At 57.0% G+C, this 17,148-nt stretch carries 11 protein-coding genes; 7 read left to right on the forward strand and 4 right to left on the reverse strand.

Annotated elements, in window-relative coordinates; genetic code table 11:
* Nucleotides 1-102: 102 nt before the first annotated feature.
* Nucleotides 103-2,079: a S9 family peptidase gene (locus AUP74_RS13590; RefSeq protein ID WP_069948044.1), complete on the forward strand. Its 1,977-nt coding sequence runs from the start codon at nt 103-105 to the stop codon at nt 2,077-2,079.
* Between the two features lie 45 nt (nt 2,080-2,124).
* Entirely contained in the window at nt 2,125-2,976 is an 852-nt protein-coding gene (locus tag AUP74_RS13595; RefSeq protein ID WP_083260994.1) for an SDR family NAD(P)-dependent oxidoreductase, read from the forward strand.
* 18 nt (nt 2,977-2,994) lie between these two features.
* On the opposite strand, the gene AUP74_RS13600 is transcribed toward AUP74_RS13595, so the two are convergent.
* On the reverse strand, nt 2,995-4,674 hold the full coding sequence (locus AUP74_RS13600; protein ID WP_069948906.1) for an NAD-dependent malic enzyme: 1,680 nt from the start codon (nt 4,672-4,674) through the stop codon (nt 2,995-2,997).
* Nucleotides 4,675-4,866: 192 nt separating this feature from the next.
* On the reverse strand, nt 4,867-5,979 hold the full coding sequence (locus AUP74_RS13605) for a cation diffusion facilitator family transporter (RefSeq protein ID WP_069948046.1): 1,113 nt from the start codon (nt 5,977-5,979) through the stop codon (nt 4,867-4,869).
* A gap of 212 nt (nt 5,980-6,191) precedes the next feature.
* On the opposite strand from AUP74_RS13605, the gene AUP74_RS13610 reads away from it, so the two are divergent.
* The 4 genes from AUP74_RS13610 to AUP74_RS13625 all read left to right on the forward strand — a co-directional run bounded on the left by AUP74_RS13610 (nt 6,192) and on the right by AUP74_RS13625 (nt 11,719).
* Nucleotides 6,192-7,925 (forward strand): arylsulfatase, encoded by a 1,734-nt coding sequence (locus AUP74_RS13610; protein ID WP_226999798.1) that lies wholly within the window; start codon nt 6,192-6,194, stop codon nt 7,923-7,925.
* A gap of 94 nt (nt 7,926-8,019) precedes the next feature.
* Complete coding sequence (locus tag AUP74_RS13615) at nt 8,020-9,090, forward strand: zinc-binding dehydrogenase (protein ID WP_083260996.1); 1,071 nt, start codon at nt 8,020-8,022, stop codon at nt 9,088-9,090.
* A 71-nt stretch (nt 9,091-9,161) separates the two neighbouring features.
* Nucleotides 9,162-9,668, forward strand: coding sequence for a 2,4'-dihydroxyacetophenone dioxygenase family protein (locus AUP74_RS13620; RefSeq protein ID WP_069948047.1), 507 nt, complete (start codon nt 9,162-9,164; stop codon nt 9,666-9,668).
* A gap of 455 nt (nt 9,669-10,123) precedes the next feature.
* A complete protein-coding gene (locus tag AUP74_RS13625; protein WP_069948048.1) occupies nt 10,124-11,719 on the forward strand; it encodes an arylsulfatase in 1,596 nt (531 codons plus the stop codon).
* Nucleotides 11,720-11,782: 63 nt separating this feature from the next.
* Here the strand turns inward: AUP74_RS13625 and AUP74_RS13630 are convergent, their stop codons facing one another.
* Both AUP74_RS13630 and AUP74_RS13635 read right to left on the reverse strand, forming a co-directional pair.
* Complete coding sequence (locus AUP74_RS13630; RefSeq protein ID WP_083260997.1) at nt 11,783-13,339, reverse strand: arylsulfatase; 1,557 nt, start codon at nt 13,337-13,339, stop codon at nt 11,783-11,785.
* A 102-nt stretch (nt 13,340-13,441) separates the two neighbouring features.
* Nucleotides 13,442-14,446, reverse strand: a complete 1,005-nt coding sequence (locus tag AUP74_RS13635) for an HAD family hydrolase (RefSeq protein ID WP_069948049.1) — start codon at nt 14,444-14,446, stop codon at nt 13,442-13,444.
* A gap of 370 nt (nt 14,447-14,816) precedes the next feature.
* On the opposite strand from AUP74_RS13635, the gene AUP74_RS13640 reads away from it, so the two are divergent.
* Entirely contained in the window at nt 14,817-17,072 is a 2,256-nt protein-coding gene (locus AUP74_RS13640) for a tetratricopeptide repeat protein (RefSeq protein WP_226999799.1), read from the forward strand.
* The last annotated feature ends 76 nt before the right edge of the window (nt 17,073-17,148 follow it).

Below are 17,148 nucleotides of genomic sequence, written 5' to 3' on the forward strand. Positions count from 1 at the left end.
CCTCCATTACGGGCTCCGGTCGTTATTTCAGAAATCCTAGATCTGGCCGGCAAGCTGAAGTTCTGTGTTTGCGAAAGCCCTCATTCAACAGAGGACATAAGAATGTTCAAGCGACACCTCGTTTACGCAGTCGCACTGGTGTTTTTCCCCTTTTCTGTTCTCGCACAAACTCCTGAATGGGGTCATCCCGAGGATATTCCCAGGGCTGAACCCGTGACGGTTGGACTGGCCGGGGAACAACCCGCGGACATCGTGCGCTATCTGATGGCAGAGGGCGCGCTGTCCGCCAAAGTATCCCCCCGCGGAGATCAGGTGGCATTCATCCGGCGCATTACCGGTGAGCCGCAACTCTGGGTAACCGACCTAAAAAATCGTTGGCCTCAGCAACTCACCTTTGGCAGTGGGATCAGCTTTTTTGAATGGCAGCCTAACGGTGAGGCGCTGTTGATCGGTCGGGATGCCGACGGCAACGAGCGTGAGGGCTATTACCTGTTGTCTGCAGACGGCACGGAAGAAACGCAGCTCCTGGCCGCCTCAGACGCGTATCGCGTATTCGGCATGTTCTCCCGGGATGGTGCCCATATCTTTTATGCCTCCACCGAGCGCAACGGGCGAGACTTTGATATCTACCGCCACTCGATAGCAAGCAGCAAGACCACGCGCCTGTTCGAGGGGCACTTTGGATACTACCCCACCAGTCTGAATCCGGAAGGAACAGCGCTTCTTATCAGTGAGGCCCGTGGTGAGGACGCCAATGACCTGCACTGGCTGGATGTAAACAACGGCAAGCTCCGTCCATTGTTCCAGCCGCAGGTGGCCGCCCGCTACAGTGACTTTACCTGGCTCCCCGACGGCAGCGGTTTTTTCCTCTCTACCAACGAAGGCCGGGAATACCAGAGCCTGGCCTTTTACTCGCTGGAGCAGAAGAAGCTGGAATTTCTCAGCACCCCCGACAGCGATATTCACAACGTTAGCCTCAGCGCGAGCGGACGCTATCTCTCCTGGACGACCAATGACGGCGGCTACTCCAGCCTCCATGTCTTGGACCGAAACCGTAACCGGGAACTAACCGCACCAGAAATTGCGCGCGGCGTATACCGGAGCCACTTTTCCCCGGACGGCGAGACACTCATGGTGTGGGTCACCGGTCCCCGCACTCCGGGCGATGTCTACACATGGTATCTAGAGGAGGGCGAATTCCATCACGCTGTCAAAGCCTCACTGGCTGGCCTGCAGGCAAAGAACTTTGTCATCCCGGAGTCGGTCTTCTTTGAGGCGCGGGACGGCGTCAGACTGCATGGGCTGCTCTACCTTCCCGAGCAACCCCGGCACATCCTCAATCCACCGGTGGTGGTCAACGTCCACGGCGGCCCCACGGGGCAGGCGCGGCCCCGGTTCCAACCCAGTTTCCAGTATCTCGTCAACAAGGGCATCGCCGTGTTTGACGTGAATGTCCGTGGTTCAACCGGCTTCGGAAAAAACTTCACTCGAATGGACAACCGCGAAAAACGGCTCGACTCCGTCCGCGACCTGGTGGATACCGCCGCATTCCTCTCGACGGATGACCGGGTCAATGGCGAGCGCATCGCCGTGATGGGAGGCTCGTACGGTGGTTATATGGTGAATGCCGTCCTCGGAACCTACCCGGGCATCTATGATGCAGGGGTCTCGGTAGTGGGAGTCTCGAACTGGGTCCGAGCTTTGGAAGAAGCGTCGCCAGCACTAAAGGCCTCCGACCGGGTTGAGTATGGAGATATCCGCGAGGAGAAATGGCAGGAGTTCTATCGTGAGATTTCCCCAATCAATAACGCCGACAAAATTACCGTGCCAATGCTGTTTGCCCACGGTGCCAATGACCCCCGCGACCCGGTAACGGAGTCCGACGACATAGTGCGCACCATCCGCAAAGCCGGTCACCCGGTCAAATATCTTCGCTTTCCTGACGAGGGCCATGGCTTCAAGAAGCAGAAAAACCGGGTCACCTACCACCGCGAGGTGGCACAGTTTCTCGAGAACATACTCAAGCTCACCGACTCCGGCTCCCAGGTAGCCGAACTCGGAAAAGGCGGCGGTGACTAAAGCGCCCCATTACGTCGATGACTGAAAAGTTGTAGGAGGCTTTTTATGACTGACGGGGGTCACGCCCTGATTAGCGGGGCTGGTAGCGGTCTTGGCTTCGGGATCGCACTGCGACTGCTACGCCGGGGGTGCCGGGTTTCAATTCTCGACCTGAAACTCGACTCCGGCCGGCATCAACAATTAGTGAGCGCGGCAAAAGCTGGAAAAAGCCAGTGGCAATTTTTCATTGCCGAAATCACTGAGCTCGACCAGGTGCGGCAAGCCATTTCCACAGCAGTGGAACATTACGGTCCCCCATTTCTAGCGCTGAACTGCGCCGGCATCCTGGTCAACCGGGCGTTTACCGACCTGGAGCCAGACGACTTCCACCGGGTGCTAGACGTAAACCTGAATGGCAGTTTCCATTTTGCCCATGCGGCATTACCCCATCTGCAACCTGGTGCACGTCTGGCCCTGGTCGCCTCACTGGCCGGCCTCACCAGCAACTACGGTTATGCCGCCTACGGTGCTTCCAAGTTTGGGGTGGTGGGTCTCGCAACCACTCTGCGCTTCGAGCTGCAGCCACAGGGTATTCAGGTGAGCTGTATCTGCCCTGCTGAAATCCGGACCCCCATGGTGGCGCGGGAGAAACGGGATGCACACCCGGTTTCCCTCGAACTGCGCAAAGTGGCCGGCTCTATGGATGTGGATTCGGCCTGCGATCAGATACTGAGAGGGTTGGACGCGGGCAAGTGGATGATCATCCCCGGTGTTCGGCCCAGGTTGTTAGCTTTATTCAATCGTATCCTGCCCGGGACTTTCTACCGCATCTGTTCGCTGCTCCTGCATCGTTCACTGCGCCGACTGGATACGAATGCAAAACTACAAAGGAAAACGCCCGCAGTGAGCGGGCGTTGATTCTGCTAGGGGCGGTGATCAGTAGGAACGGCGACGGTATTTTCGATAACCCGGATACCAGAAGTTCCGCTCAATGGCCGCCTCGAGCTTTTCCTCGGTCACCCCGGGGGCCACTCCATCCTCCTGCGCCTGCAGGCCGACCTTGAGTGCGATGTACTTGGTGATCTCGCGGATGTTGTTCAGATCGGGCAGCATCGCACCCTCCCCTTTCTTCACCACTGGCGCATGCTCGGCCAGCGCATTGGACGCAGCCATCAGCATATTGTCCGTCACGCGGTTTGCACCGGCGGCGATCACGCCGAGACCCACACCCGGGAAGATATAGACGTTGTTGCATTGCGCAATGGGATAGACCTTGCCATCCAGCTCCACCGGGGCAAAGGGACTGCCGGTGGCCACCAGTGCTTCACCCTGCGTCCAGGTCAGGATCTCCTGGGGCGTGGCCTCGGCACGGGAGGTCGGGTTCGAGAGCGGCAGTACCAGCGGGCGCGGGCAGCCAGCGTGCAGGGCTTCAATCACCTCCTGAGTAAACAGGCCGCCCTGACCGGAAACGCCGATCATGATGGTGGGCTTGGTGTTCTTCACCAGCTGCAGCAGATCCCACTCACTCACGCCGGGGTACTTATCCGGATTCTGTGCCAGGCGCGACTGGAAATTGTGCAGGCCCTTCATGTCACTGGTGACGAGACCGTAACGGTCGAACATCAAAAGACGTTCGCGGGCCTGCTCCTCGGAGAGACCCTCGCCTACCATGGCCATCACAATCTGTTCGGCGATACCGCAGCCGGCAGATCCGGCGCCGACCACCATCACCCGCTGTTCGCTCAGCTTCTCATCCTTGGCTTTGCAGGCCGCGAGCACGGTCCCCAGACAGACCGCCGCCGTACCCTGGATATCGTCATTGAAGCAGCAGAGTTCGTCGCGGTACTTTTCCAGCAGCGGCATGGCATTGGTCTGGGCGAAGTCCTCAAACTGCACCAGCACTTTCGGCCAGCGGCGCTTCACCGCGGCGATAAACTCGCCCACGAACTCGTCGTACTCTTCCTGGGAAATACGCTCGTGGCGCCAGCCCATATACATGGGGTCGTTGAGCAAGGTGCGGTTATTGGTGCCCACATCCAGCGTCACGGGCAGTGTATACGCCGGGCTGATACCTCCGCAGGCGGTGTAGAGGGACAGCTTGCCGATGGGGATACCCATACCGCCAATGCCCTGGTCGCCCAGGCCGAGAATACGCTCGCCGTCGGTGACCACGATCACCTTGACGTTGTCCTTGGTGGCGCTGCGCAGGATATCGTCCATATGCTCGCGATCTGCGTAGGACACGAACAGGCCGCGATGGTTGCGGTAGATATTGGAAAACTCCTCACACGCCTTGCCCACGGTGGGGGTATAGATGATCGGCAACATCTCCTCGATGTGCTCCTCGATCAGGCGGAAGAACAGCGTCTCGTTGTCGTCCTGGATACCGCGCAGGTAGATGTGGCGATCCAGGTCCGTCTTGCACTGCTGGTACTGGTGGTAAGCGCGGCGCGTCTGCTCTTCAATAGACTCGACGTTGTTGGGCAACAAGCCCACCAGATTGAACTCGAGGCGCTCCTTGCGGGTAAAAGCGCTGCCCTTGTTGAGCAGCGGCATTTCCAGCAGTGACGGGCCGGCGTGGGGGATATAAAGGGGGCGTTTATCTTCGTTGGTCATCGCTTCACATATACGGAGAAAGCACCAGAAACCGAGCTCTGGCGGCATAAAATTCTTTTTAATGGATTCTGTGCAGGGGTTATTGCGGCCCGGAGAACGGCGGCCGCAATGCAGTCACGAAATGTTGCAATCTCACGGGAATTTACGCGAAATTCCCCGGCCTGCGCACGCGCGCAGACTACACGGGCAGCCTCAAGATAACAACTCTTCAGGGCTATCCAGCTCAGGAGACGGCGCGATTCCCTCCACCTCCACTGTCAGGTGAAATACCTGCGGGCAGCGCTCCTTGAGCTCCTTCTCCAGCTCATCGATCACCCGCTCGGTCCGCTCCAGAGTCGCCTGGATCACCGCCCGGGTCTCCACATATTCCCGCACCTGATGGGTCAGGCGTTCCTCGGGCACCCGCGACAACAACGCTTCCTCGTGGGCGTCGATGCGCTTGCGCAGGTCGCCAACGAGGCGCTCCTCCCGCAGCTCCACCTCAGCGACCACCACCGTATGGGTCTCGTCGACGATGATCGAGCGTACATCGTGGAAGCGCTCGATCTCCGGATGCCCCTTGCAGATATCCTGGAAGGCTTCCTCAGCGCCCACATCGCGGATACTGGTCAGGAGGCGCATATTGATCATGCCGAGGAAGATCGCGGTGACGCCCAGCATCAATGCAATGATCACCGAGAAGCCGATGTCCCAGCTCTTGTCGCCAGTCAGCTGGGTCATGGTGATACCGGTTGCAGCCAGCAACACCCCGGTGACCGCGATACTGTCTTCCAGCAGCACCGCAATCAGGGTTGGATCATCGGCCTGTCGCAGATAGCGAAAGGGATTGCGGAGTCCGGCAGCGCGCATACGCGAGAGGAACTCCTTTGCCGCCACGTACAGCACGTATGCCTCAAGGACCAGGGCGATAAACAGCACCACGGCGGAGATCCAGATTGGTGCAATATCGAGCCCCAGCACCGACACAGAAGTCGGCCGCTCGACCACCCCTACCTGGTGCCATGCATGCCAGGCGTGGGCGAGGCCGAGCCCGCAACCGATGGAAAAGAGACCGATCGCACTCCACAGGTTCCACAGGTATTTCTTCTGGCCGTGGCCGAACGCATAAGTCTGATCCGCCGGGCGCCCGCCACGAATCAATCCCACCAGCAGGAACACCTGATTGAGGGTGTCCATCAGGCTGTGCACCGCCTCGTTCATCATCGATGCCGAGTGCGTGGCGAGTGCCGCCATTCCTTTCAGGACAGTGACAATGCCATTCACACAGATGGCGTAGAGAACCGCTTTCTTTGAACCTTGGGCCATTTTTCCAACTATCGAGAAATCCCTGTCGCGACTAGGAGCATAGGCAATCTCCTGACCATGAGGTGCCAGGGACAAATACTGCCTAAGAAAATTGGTGCACACAATGATTACCCTGCCGGGAGGCATAGGACTCATCACTGCCTGTCTTACAAACTCCTATGATTTCATAACGGAAAGTTCGCCATGGATTTCCATTCACCGGGAGAAGCACAGTGAAAGCGTTACGTTTCACATTGATTTTCTGTCTGCTCATGATCGGCTGCGCGGAGAAAGGCGACGCCGAACAGAAAGCAGTGAGCAACAGCCGCCCTGCCCCGAGCGCTCAGGAACAAGAGAATACAAATGCAGCTGAGGCGCAGCAGGCGAGCGCAAGCAAGGAGAGCCCTGCAGGCACCCAGCGCGATGAGCCAGTCACCCCGGCCAAACCGGTGAAGGGAGGCAAACCCAATATCCTCGTGATCTGGGGTGACGATATCGGCTGGACCAACCTATCTGCCTATGAACAGGGTGTCATGGGATACCGGACCCCCAACATCGACCGTATTGCCAATGAGGGCGCGATATTCACCGATCATTATGCACAACCCTCCTGTACCGCGGGACGGGCAGCATTCATTACCGGGCAGTACCCCATCCGTTCCGGCATGACCACAGTCGGCCAGCCCGGAGACAGCCTGGGCCTGCAAAAGGAGTCGCCAAGCCTGGCGGCAGTGCTGAAGAAAGTCGGTTATCGAACCGGACACTTCGGCAAGAACCACCTGGGGGATCGCAACGAGCACCTGCCGACAGCGCATGGCTTTGACGAATTCTTTGGCAACCTGTACCACCTCAACACCCAGGAAGAATCAGAACAACGTGACTACCAGAATTTCGGCAAGGCATTTTCCGGTGACCTGGAAACCTACGAGAAACAATTTGGCACCCGTGGAGTCATCCATTCGATCGCCACTGATGAAATGGACGATACAGAAGACCCGCGTTTTGGCGTAGTAGGGAAACAAAAGATCGAGGATACCGGACCATTGACCCAGAAGCGGATGCACAACTTTGACAGTGAAGAGGTCATCCCGCGCGCACTGAAGTTCATGGAACAAGCGAACGATGCCGGGGAGCCGTTCTTTGTCTGGTTGAACACCAGCCGTATGCATCTCTATACCCGCATCGATGACAAGTGGTTACGTGAGGTCGAGAAGTACACCAGCGAGGCCGATTACCACGGCGCGGGTATGCTGCAGCACGATCACGATATCGGTCTGGTACTGGACTGGCTCGATGACAAAGGGCTGGCCGATAGCACTATCGTCATTTACAGCACTGACAACGGGCCCGAGCACTCCAGCTGGCCCCATGGCGCTACCACCCCCTTCCGGGGCGAAAAGATGACCACTTACGAGGGCGGTGTTCGCGTACCCATGATGGCGCGCTGGCCGGGAAGAATCCCCGCTGGCAGAGAGCTGAACGGTATTCAGGGGCACCAGGACCTGTTTACAACCCTGGCCACCGCCGCCGGTGTCAACGATGTCGCTGAGCAGATGCTTCAGGAAAAGAAACAGTATATCGATGGTGTGAACAACCTCCCCTACTGGACGGGTGAGGTGGAAGAGTCCGCCCGCAACCACATCTTTTATTACTACGAGAGCAAGCTTACTGCAGTACGCATGGGGCCCTGGAAATTCCACTTTTCCACCAAGGAAGACTACTACGCCAACGTGATACCACGGACAGTACCGCTGGTATTCAATCTCCGAATGGACCCCTATGAAAGCTACTTCTCCAAGGACTCCTACGGGCACCTGATGCAGAAGGTCTCGTGGCTGATCCAGCCCATGGGTGTACTGATGCAGCAGCACTTGCAGTCTCTGAAAGAGTACCCCCCCGTACAGGGTGGCAAGAGCTTCGACATGTCCAATGTGGTTGAGGAGTTTATCAACAAGTCCAAGCAGTAATTTGAGGGCTAGATCAACCCTGGCCAGCGCCGTGTTCTGACCTGGCAGTTCACTGCCAGGTCAGACGGAATTCCGTAAAGGACGAATAAACCCAATGAGCACCATGCAATCCGTCGTTTTACGCAGCGGCAAGATTCAGCTGGAAAAAGCGGAGATGCCAACTCCGGGGCCAGGACAAGTATTGGTCAAGTCCCTCGCCTGTGGCATCTGCGGTTCCGATCTTCACTTGACTCGCCACACAGAAGACGTCCTGAACCTTTACAAAAGCCTCGGTCTTATGGATCCCGACCAGAGCAATGATGTAGGGATCATGCTTGGGCATGAATTCAGTGGTGAAGTCGTGGAGTACGGCCCAGAAACAGAGGGCAAACTGCCAATTGGTACACGCATTACCAGTGCACCTGTTCTGATGACGATGAATGGAGCGGGTATCGGCGTCACTCCGGGGATTAATGGTGCCTACTCTGAGTATTTTCTTGTTGATGAAGACTTGATGTTGGAGCTTCCAGAAGGTGTTTCTCCCGAAGCCGCAGCCACGACGGAACCTCTAGCGGTTGGACTGCACTCGGTTAATCGATCGGCAATCACCCCAGAGGACGTCGCCCTCGTTGCCGGATGCGGTCCCATCGGACTTGCCACCATCGCTGCACTGCAGATGCGCGGTATCAAACACATTATCGCTTCCGACCCCCAGGATTCCTCCCGCCAACTGGCGCTCGAATTCGGTGCAACACAGGCCGTCAACCCCAAGGACGACGATGAAGTCAAACTCGCTTCATCGCTCCTTGAGGATGGACGCCTGGTAATTTTCGAGTGCGTCGGTATTCACCAGCTGCTCAGGAATTTCATTGAGCGGGCACCACAGAAAGCGTGCCTGGTCATCACTGGCGTCCATACGACGGAAACTCAGGTCAATTTCGCCTTTGCGACGGTAAAGGAGCTGGACATCATTTTCTCCTATTACTACTCACCCGAGGAATTCGCCGAATGCCTCAAAGCCATTGCCGACGGCAAGTTTAACTGGCGCGCAATGTTAACCGGCAAGGTTGGCATCGACGGCGTGGAGCAGGCCTTTGAAACCCTGATGCAGCCGAATTCCCACGTCAAGGTGATCATAGAGCCCTGGCGTAAGGGAGAGCTGGAGACAACATCCAAGCGCGGGTAAGACCACAGGTCTATAGGCTCTAAAGTGCTCATACAAAGTAAGCCGGACAGGCGTGAGTTGGAGGTATCAACATGGCGCTACCATCACCGATAAACCATCAGGACTTCCTGCTCACTATCGATACGGACAAACTGCCCGTGATCGAGAATGTATTACCCGGGGTAAACATCCACCCATTGTTCCTCGACCCGGAAAATGGTGTCTGGGTATTACGTGTTCTCTTTGCTCCTGGGGTCACGCTGCCCAGACACTTTCACACGGGGGTTGTCCACCTCTACACCATCTCTGGCTGCTGGTACTACCTGGAATACCCGGATCAGAAGCAGACCGCCGGCAGCTACCTGTTTGAACCGGGCGGATCCGTTCATCAACTGCATACACCGGAAACCAATGTTGAGCCGACGGATACGATAATGGTGGTCTATGGGGTCAACATCAACTTCGATGAGAATGATGAGTTCGTGAACGTGATGGATGCAGGCTGGATAGAAATGATGATTCAGGAGGCCGCCAAGATCCAGGGCATCGTACCCCGCTACATCAAGCCGAAATCCGGTGCCGGTTATTCCGACGAATAAGCTATTTGTCACAGCTTATCTAGCGTTGAAGTCCACAGCCACAACGCACAACACACGCCACATCCACTAATGCGTGAATTTGCTGAGCTATTGTTGTTTGAGATTCATCGCCAGAATTGCGTTCGCATTTTATCAGCGCTTCAACTTTAACCGTTTGATTACGTGTGACCGCCACCTCATTCAACCAGCGGATTTTACCCCGGTCAATAACGGGCACAGCTATGCGTCAATTACCAGTAGGCTTGGCACTTTCTTTCTTACTAATTGCCTGTGGTGGCGAGGAAAGCAACCAACAGGTCGAGGAAACGAATAAAGCTCCCACTACCACCAGTACGCAGAGTGACTCCGCTCCGCCAGCTCCCAGCGAGCCAGAATCCCAAGGCACCACAGCCTCGAAGACCGCGCCAATTTCCGAGATCCAGGACGCTGCCCAAACTCCCCAGCAGACAGCGGGGATGTCAACGTCCAAAACGGCAGATGTCGCCGGCTCAAAACCCAATATCCTGCTGATCGTTTCGGATGACACTGGCTGGGGAGATCTCGGCCCCTATGGGGGCGGTGAGGGCCGCGGCATGCCCACACCCAATATCGATCAGATGGCAGCCGAAGGCATGACATTCTTCTCTTTCTATGCCCAGCCCAGCTGTACGCCCGGCCGCGCGGCAATCCAGACAGGGCGCATTCCGAACCGTAGCGGCATGACGACAGTGGCTTTCCAGGGTCAGGGGGGAGGCCTGCCAAAGGCCGAGTGGACTCTGGGCTCGGTACTCAAAAATGCGGGCTACCAGACCTATTTCACCGGCAAGTGGCATCTGGGGGAGTCAGACTACGCGCTGCCCAATGCCCAGGGCTATGAGGTCATGGAACACGCCTTCCTCTATCACGCCAACGCCTACACCTACGGCGACCCGACCTGGTTTCCGGACATGGACCCGAAGCTGCGCGCCATGTTCGACAAGGTGACCAAGGGCTCCCTTTCAGGTAAGGCCGGCGAAACGGCCAAACAGGACTGGAAAGTGAATGGCCAGTATGTGAACACTCCCGATAAAGGTGTCGTAGGGCTGCCCTTTCTGGACGACTATATCGAGAAGTCCGGTATCAGCTTTCTGGAGCAGGCGGCAAAAAATCCGGACAAGCCGTTCTTCATCAATATCAACTTCATGAAGAACCACCAGCCGAACATGCCGGCACCGGAGTTCAAGCACAAGTCGATGTCCAAATCCAAGTATGCCGATGCCGTCGTGGAACTGGATACGCGGATTGGGCGTGTGCTGGACAAGCTGCGCGAACTGGGCCTCGAGAAGAATACGCTAGTCTTCTATACCGTCGACAACGGCGCCTGGCAGGATGTGTTTCCGGATGCCGGCTATACGCCCTTCCGCGGTACCAAGGGAACCGTGCGCGAGGGGGGCAACCTGGTCCCGGCGATAGCAATGTGGAAAGGAAAAGTCCCGGCCGGCGTCAAGAATCACGATATCACCGGCGGCCTCGACCTGATGGCAACCTTCGCCTCCCTGGCTGGTGTGGATCTACCAAGCAACGACCGCGAGGGACAGCCGATCTACTTCGACAGTTATGACATGTCGCCCATCCTGACTGGTTCAGGTAAGTCGAAGCGCACCTCCTGGTTCTACTTTACCGAGGATGAACTGAGCCCCGGTGCCGCCCGGGTCGGCAATTACAAGGCGGTCTTCAATCTGCGCGGGGACGATGGCGCCCACACCGGAGGTCTGGCGGTGGACAGCAACCTGGGCTGGAAAGGCCCGAAGAAATATGTGGCCACCGTACCGCAGGTTTTTGATCTCTGGCAGGACCCGCAGGAACGCTACGATCTTTTCATGAATAACTTCACCGAGCGCACCTGGACCATGGTCACCATCAGTCAGGAAGTGGAGAATCTGATGAAGACCTATGTCAAGTACCCTCCGCGGAAGCTCCAGAGTGAAACCTACACCGGCCCCATCACCATCACCAACTATCAACGTTATGAGTGGGTTCGAAAACAGCTGGAAAAGGAAGGCGTCAAGATTCCCATGCCAACTGGCAACTAGGGCTAGTTAGTTATGATCACAAAAAAGCCCCGCAATGTGGGGCTTTTTTGATAAACAGTAAGACTAGTCCCCAACAGCATCGATCGACTTCTGCAATTGCTCCTCAATCTTCTTTAGATTGAACGCTGCAGGCGTCTGACTCGGCGGGTATTCCTTCATCGTGTTCAGGAACGTGGCCGCCATCTGCTGTAACGGCACCAGGACAAATGCCCGCTCAAGCAGCCAGTTGTAATAGCCGTTGGCATTATGCTGGGCGCGTTCCATCGGGTCCCGACGCAGGTTGAAGATCAATGGAATACGCAATTCCGTGAAGGGCTCCATCCATACGCCAAAGGCCTGGCCACGATTTTCCAGAAATACCGCTTTCCAGCCGTCATAGCGCATCGCCACAATCTGGCCGTCGTCATTGACGTAAATAAACTCCTTACGCGGTGATTCGTCTGTCTTGCCGGTAAAGTAATCCAGCATGTTGTGGCCATCGATGTAATTCCGGTACTTGCGGCCATTCAGGTTGACCCCCTTGAGCAACTGATCCTTGATCTTGGTGTTGCCCGCCACCGCGGCAAACGTCGGCAACCAGTCTTCATGGCTGACGATGCCATTGAGCGTCTTGCCTGCGGGAAATTTTCCGGGCCAGCGAGCGAAGGCCGGCACCCGGTAGGCCCCCTCCCAGTTGGAGTTCTTTTCACCGCGGAAGATGGTGAGACCTGCATCAGGCCAGGTATTGAAGTGAGGGCCGTTGTCGGTGGAGTAATAGACGATGGTGTTATCCGCAATCTTGAGTTGATCCAACAGGTCCAGCAACTGGCCCACCTGCCGATCATGCTCGACCATGCCGTCGGCATACATATTACTTTGCGGGCCGGCAAGATTCTTGTGATCTTCTTTGACATAGGTGGGGAAATGCATGCGGGTGGCGTTCCACCAGACAAAGAAAGGCTTTCCAGCATCAACTTGCTTCCGGATGAAATCCATGGCTTCAGCGAGAGTTTCCTCATCCACGGTTTCCATGCGTTTCTTGGTCAGTGGGCCGGTATCCTCAATTTTTCCGTCTGCGGTGGCCCTGATCACGCCGCGGGGGCCGAACTTCTTGCGGAACTCCGGGTTCTTCGGATAGTCGCGGTGCTCGGGTTCCTCCTCCGCATTGAGGTGGTAGAGGTTACCGAAGAAGACATCAAAGCCATGATTGGTGGGCAGGTGCTCGTCCCGGTCGCCAAAGTGGTTTTTACCAAACTGGCCGGTGGCATAACCCTGGCTCTTCATCACGGTGGCGATAGTGACATCGGTTTCCTGCCATCCCTCTTTCGCGCCTGGCAGGCCAACTTTCGTCATCCCCGTGCGAATCGGCACGTTGCCGCCGGTAAAAGCGGCACGTCCGGCAGTACAGGACTGCTGGCCGTAATAGTCGGTAAAAGACAGCCCTTCTTTAGCAATCCGGTCGATATTGGGCGTCTTGTAGCCCAGCATGCCCCGGTTATTGAAACTGATATTCCAGAAGCCGATATCGTCACCCCAGATCACAAGGATATTGGGTTTTGACTGTGCCTGTGCGGCACCGTGATAGATCAGCATCAAAATAATGGGCACCAGCAAGAGCCCACGTAACGAGGATAAGTACATCATTTCCTCCAGTATCTCAGCCTGCTGGTAAAAGAGCTCCCAGGGTGCAGGCGGCCACTGGGGGGTTAGCAAAACATTGAGCTGGCAGAAGGCCAGCCTGCGTTAGCGGTTCCCCCAAGGAAAGATCACTTTCCAGTCATCCTTCATGTCGACCACTGTCCACCCCGCCTTCGGGGCAGCGTCCAGCGCCTTGTTGAGTTGGCCTACGTGTGACTTACGGTCGTAGGCCCACGCCCGCTTGCCATCTGTGTGATGCACAAGCAGTCCGAAGTGCGGGCCCTCCCCGGCTGTGGCCCACTGCAGCATTTCGTAGTCTCCGTCGGAGTTCCCTGCCGCGAATACCGGTCGGCGACCGATATGCTGGTAGATGCCCACTGGTTTGCCAGCCTTGTCGTCGATCAGGTTCACCTCGGGCAGTTTGACGATGACCGGCTTGCCATCACGCTCTTCATACTTGGCTTTGAGACTGCTACCCACCACCTGCTCAGGTGGGATGCCATAGGTACTCTCGGCAAAGGCGCGCAGGAAGTCGATGCCGCCACCCGAGACGATGAATGTCTTATATCCGTTCGCCCTCAGATAATTGAGCAGCTCCAGCATCGGCTGGTAGATCATCTCGGTGTAGGGTTTATTGGTTTCGGGGTGCCGGGCGGTAGCCAGCCATTGCTTGACACTGTCCTGGAACTCTTCCCCGGTCATGCCGGTATGGGTGGCTGCGATTAGCTGCATCAGAGCCGGCTCGCCGCCTTCGAGCGCCTTTTTGGTGTCACCCTTGATAATCGAAGCGAAGGGCTCCTTCTGTTTCCATTCAGGGTGTTGCGGCGCCATTTGCTTTACTTTGTCGATGGCATAGAGCAACTGAAAATAGATCGGTTTCTCTGCCCACAGTGTGCCGTCGTTATCAAAAGTGGCGATACGCTGGCCTGCAGGAACAAAGTCTGGGCTGCCCTCCCCGGTGGTCTTTGTCACAAAGGAGACTATGGCCTGCTTGGTGTCTCCCTCATTCCAGGATGGCAGTGGATCTGCAGCCCTCGAGAGGCCCGGACTGGCTATGCAGGCCAGCAGAAGGATGAAGAAAATGTGATGAGAGGAGCGTTTCAGCATCATGGGGAGCCCTGTCGGTTGTTACAGCTAAAGCACAGGGTGGACGCACACCGGCGCCTGCTTTCACTTTAGCACCATATCTTTACCATCTTGGTTGCAAACCGACGGTGGTTATTCTGTGTCCCGAAAAGCCCTTTTCTGGCGCTCAAATCTACAATTGGGCGAGAGCAATGCCAGCGCACGATCTATACTCAATCTTCGCCAAAAAATAAGCCACTCGACGCCAGCGCTTGGCACCGCTCACATAGCCAGAGCCAGCCTCGTCAGATACGCGGCCTCCTCCATGCAAAGCACCCAGCGTATTTTCGTCCTCTTATTCTCTGTCATCCTCCTCGCCAGCTGTGAGCGAAACACCCCTGTTTCTGATAATGATGTGTCAGAGGCCCCGCCAGCTACCAACAGCGCCGTGGCCCAGCCTCCTGTGAATCTGGCGAAGACTGCAATCGAGGACGAAGCAGGGAAAACAGAACCGGAGTTCGTCGGTGCCGAGGCCTGCGCTACCTGCCATCAGGTGGAATTCGACCGCTGGCGAGATTCTCACCATGACCTGGCCATGCAGGTGGCCAGTGACAGGACAGTACTGGGTGATTTCGACAATGCGCAGGTCGATTACTTCGGCACCACTTCGCGTTTCTTCACCAAGGACGACCGTTTCTTTGTCCGCACCGATGGTCCTGACGGCAAGCTGCACGACTACCCCATCGCCTACACCTTCGGGGTCCACCCGCTGCAGCAGTACCTGGTGGAATTCCCCGGTGGCCGGCTACAGGCGCTGAGCCTTGCGTGGGACAGTCGTGACAAAGCACAGGGCGGTCAGCGCTGGTTCCACCTAAACCCCGATGAACACATCAGGGCCGGCGATGAGCTGCACTGGACCGGACTCAACTACAACTGGAATTTCATGTGTGCGGATTGCCATTCCACCAATCTGCAAAAGGGTTTCGACCTGGCCAGCCAGACCTATGACACCAGCTGGTCGGAAATGGACGTGGGCTGTGAAGCCTGCCACGGCCCCGGCTCCAAGCACGTGACGTGGGCTAATTCATCCGCAGACGTCCCCTCCAAGGAGATCGCCAACCGCGGATTTCCTGTCTCGTACAGTGAGCGCAAGAGCGCGAGCTGGGCCATGGATCACGACAACGGCATCGCACGGTTGGCGGCAAAAGCAGAGACTCAGGCCGAGCTGGAGACCTGTGCCCAGTGCCACTCAAGGCGTGCCACGGCTTTTCCCGGCGCAAAGGCCGGGGACGAGCTGCTGGACCACTTTAATCTATCGCTGCTGGATGCAGGGCTGTATCACGCCGACGGGCAGATCGACGATGAGGTTTTCGTATACGGCTCTTTCCTGCAGAGCAAGATGCATGCGGCCGGGGTCACCTGCAGTAACTGCCATGATCCCCACAGCCTTGAGTTGCGAGTGGAGGGCAATGGGGTTTGCGCCCAGTGCCATATGCCGGCCAGATTCGACACAGCCGAACACCACTTCCATCCGCCGGACTCTGCGGGATCACAGTGTGTCAGTTGCCATATGCCGGCCAAGACCTATATGCAGGTGGACGCCCGGCGGGACCACAGCTTCCGCATACCGCGTCCCGATCTATCCGATCGCCTGCAGGCACCGAACGCCTGCACCGGCTGCCACTCGGATAAGCCCAACCAATGGGCCGCCGATGTCCTGGAGCAGAAGTTCGGCAAACCTCTCGATCCCCATTTTGGCGAAGCGATCTATGCCGGGCGGCATGGGCTCCCCGGTGCAGAAGGCAAGTTGATGGCCCTGGTTGCCGATGACTCCCAGCCGGTCATTGTCCGCGCCACGGCTGTCAGCCTGTTACCGCGTTACTTGTCGCAACAATCGGCGCAGTTACTCCAGGTGATCGCGCAGGGTGATGAAAAACTGCTGAATCTCGGCCTGGCAAAATCGCTGGAAGTCGCCCCCGAGCAAATACAAGCAGCCCTTGCCATTCCCTTGCTTTACGAGGGCAAGCAGGTGACCGAGGCCCTGGCTGCCAATGCGCTGATCAATACCCCAGTGGAACGCCTGCCCGAACAGGTGCGCGCCCGGTTCAACGATGCAGTCAGTGCCTATCTGGCCTCGGAAAAGTTCAACAGCGACCGGCCGGAGTCCCTTTCCAACATCGCCGCCGTGCATGCTCGCAAAGAAAACTATGAGCAAGCGGAGGCATTTTATCGACGAGCGCTTTCCATTGCGCCTTACTTCACACCTGCCTATGTCAATCTGGCTGATATTTATCGAACTACGGGCAGGGAGAAAGAAGCCGAGGAGTTACTGGCCGGGGCTCTGACCAAGGTCAGTAACGACGCGCCGATCCAATATTCACTGGGTCTTTCTCTGGTCCGCCAGCAACGTAATGACGAGGCACTGGAGCACCTGAAACAAGCCGCACAGAGTGAAAGCACTTCCGCTCGTTTTATCTATGTCTATGCGATCGGTCAGCATTCGGCCGGCAAGACCAGTGCGGCCCTGGAGACCCTGGAGCGCGGGTTAGAACGGTTCCCCCACGACCCACAGATACTCTCAGCGCTGGTCTCGCTCAACCGTGAGGCCGGGAATCCGGAGAAAGCGGAGCAATACCAGCGCCGCCTGCAAACAAGCGCCGGAATACAGTAAGTGGTGGCACGTGAAGCCCCTTGAAGAAAGCCTGCACTCGTCCGATCGTGCGCTCTCATGCCCCCAATGACCACTA

Source organism: Microbulbifer aggregans (assembly GCF_001750105.1).
Classification (GTDB): Bacteria; Pseudomonadota; Gammaproteobacteria; order Pseudomonadales; family Cellvibrionaceae; genus Microbulbifer; species Microbulbifer aggregans.

Coding starts and splice junctions, on each gene's coding strand:
- AUP74_RS13590 (WP_069948044.1), top strand. CDS start 103: ATGTTCAAGCGACACCTCGTTTACGCAGTCGCACTGGTGTTTTTCCCC.
- AUP74_RS13595 (WP_083260994.1), top strand. CDS start 2,125: ATGACTGACGGGGGTCACGCCCTGATTAGCGGGGCTGGTAGCGGTCTT.
- AUP74_RS13600 (WP_069948906.1), bottom strand. CDS start 4,674: ATGACCAACGAAGATAAACGCCCCCTTTATATCCCCCACGCCGGCCCG.
- AUP74_RS13605 (WP_069948046.1), bottom strand. CDS start 5,979: ATGGCCCAAGGTTCAAAGAAAGCGGTTCTCTACGCCATCTGTGTGAAT.
- AUP74_RS13615 (WP_083260996.1), top strand. CDS start 8,020: ATGAGCACCATGCAATCCGTCGTTTTACGCAGCGGCAAGATTCAGCTG.
- AUP74_RS13620 (WP_069948047.1), top strand. CDS start 9,162: ATGGCGCTACCATCACCGATAAACCATCAGGACTTCCTGCTCACTATC.
- AUP74_RS13625 (WP_069948048.1), top strand. CDS start 10,124: ATGTCAACGTCCAAAACGGCAGATGTCGCCGGCTCAAAACCCAATATC.
- AUP74_RS13630 (WP_083260997.1), bottom strand. CDS start 13,339: ATGTACTTATCCTCGTTACGTGGGCTCTTGCTGGTGCCCATTATTTTG.
- AUP74_RS13635 (WP_069948049.1), bottom strand. CDS start 14,446: ATGATGCTGAAACGCTCCTCTCATCACATTTTCTTCATCCTTCTGCTG.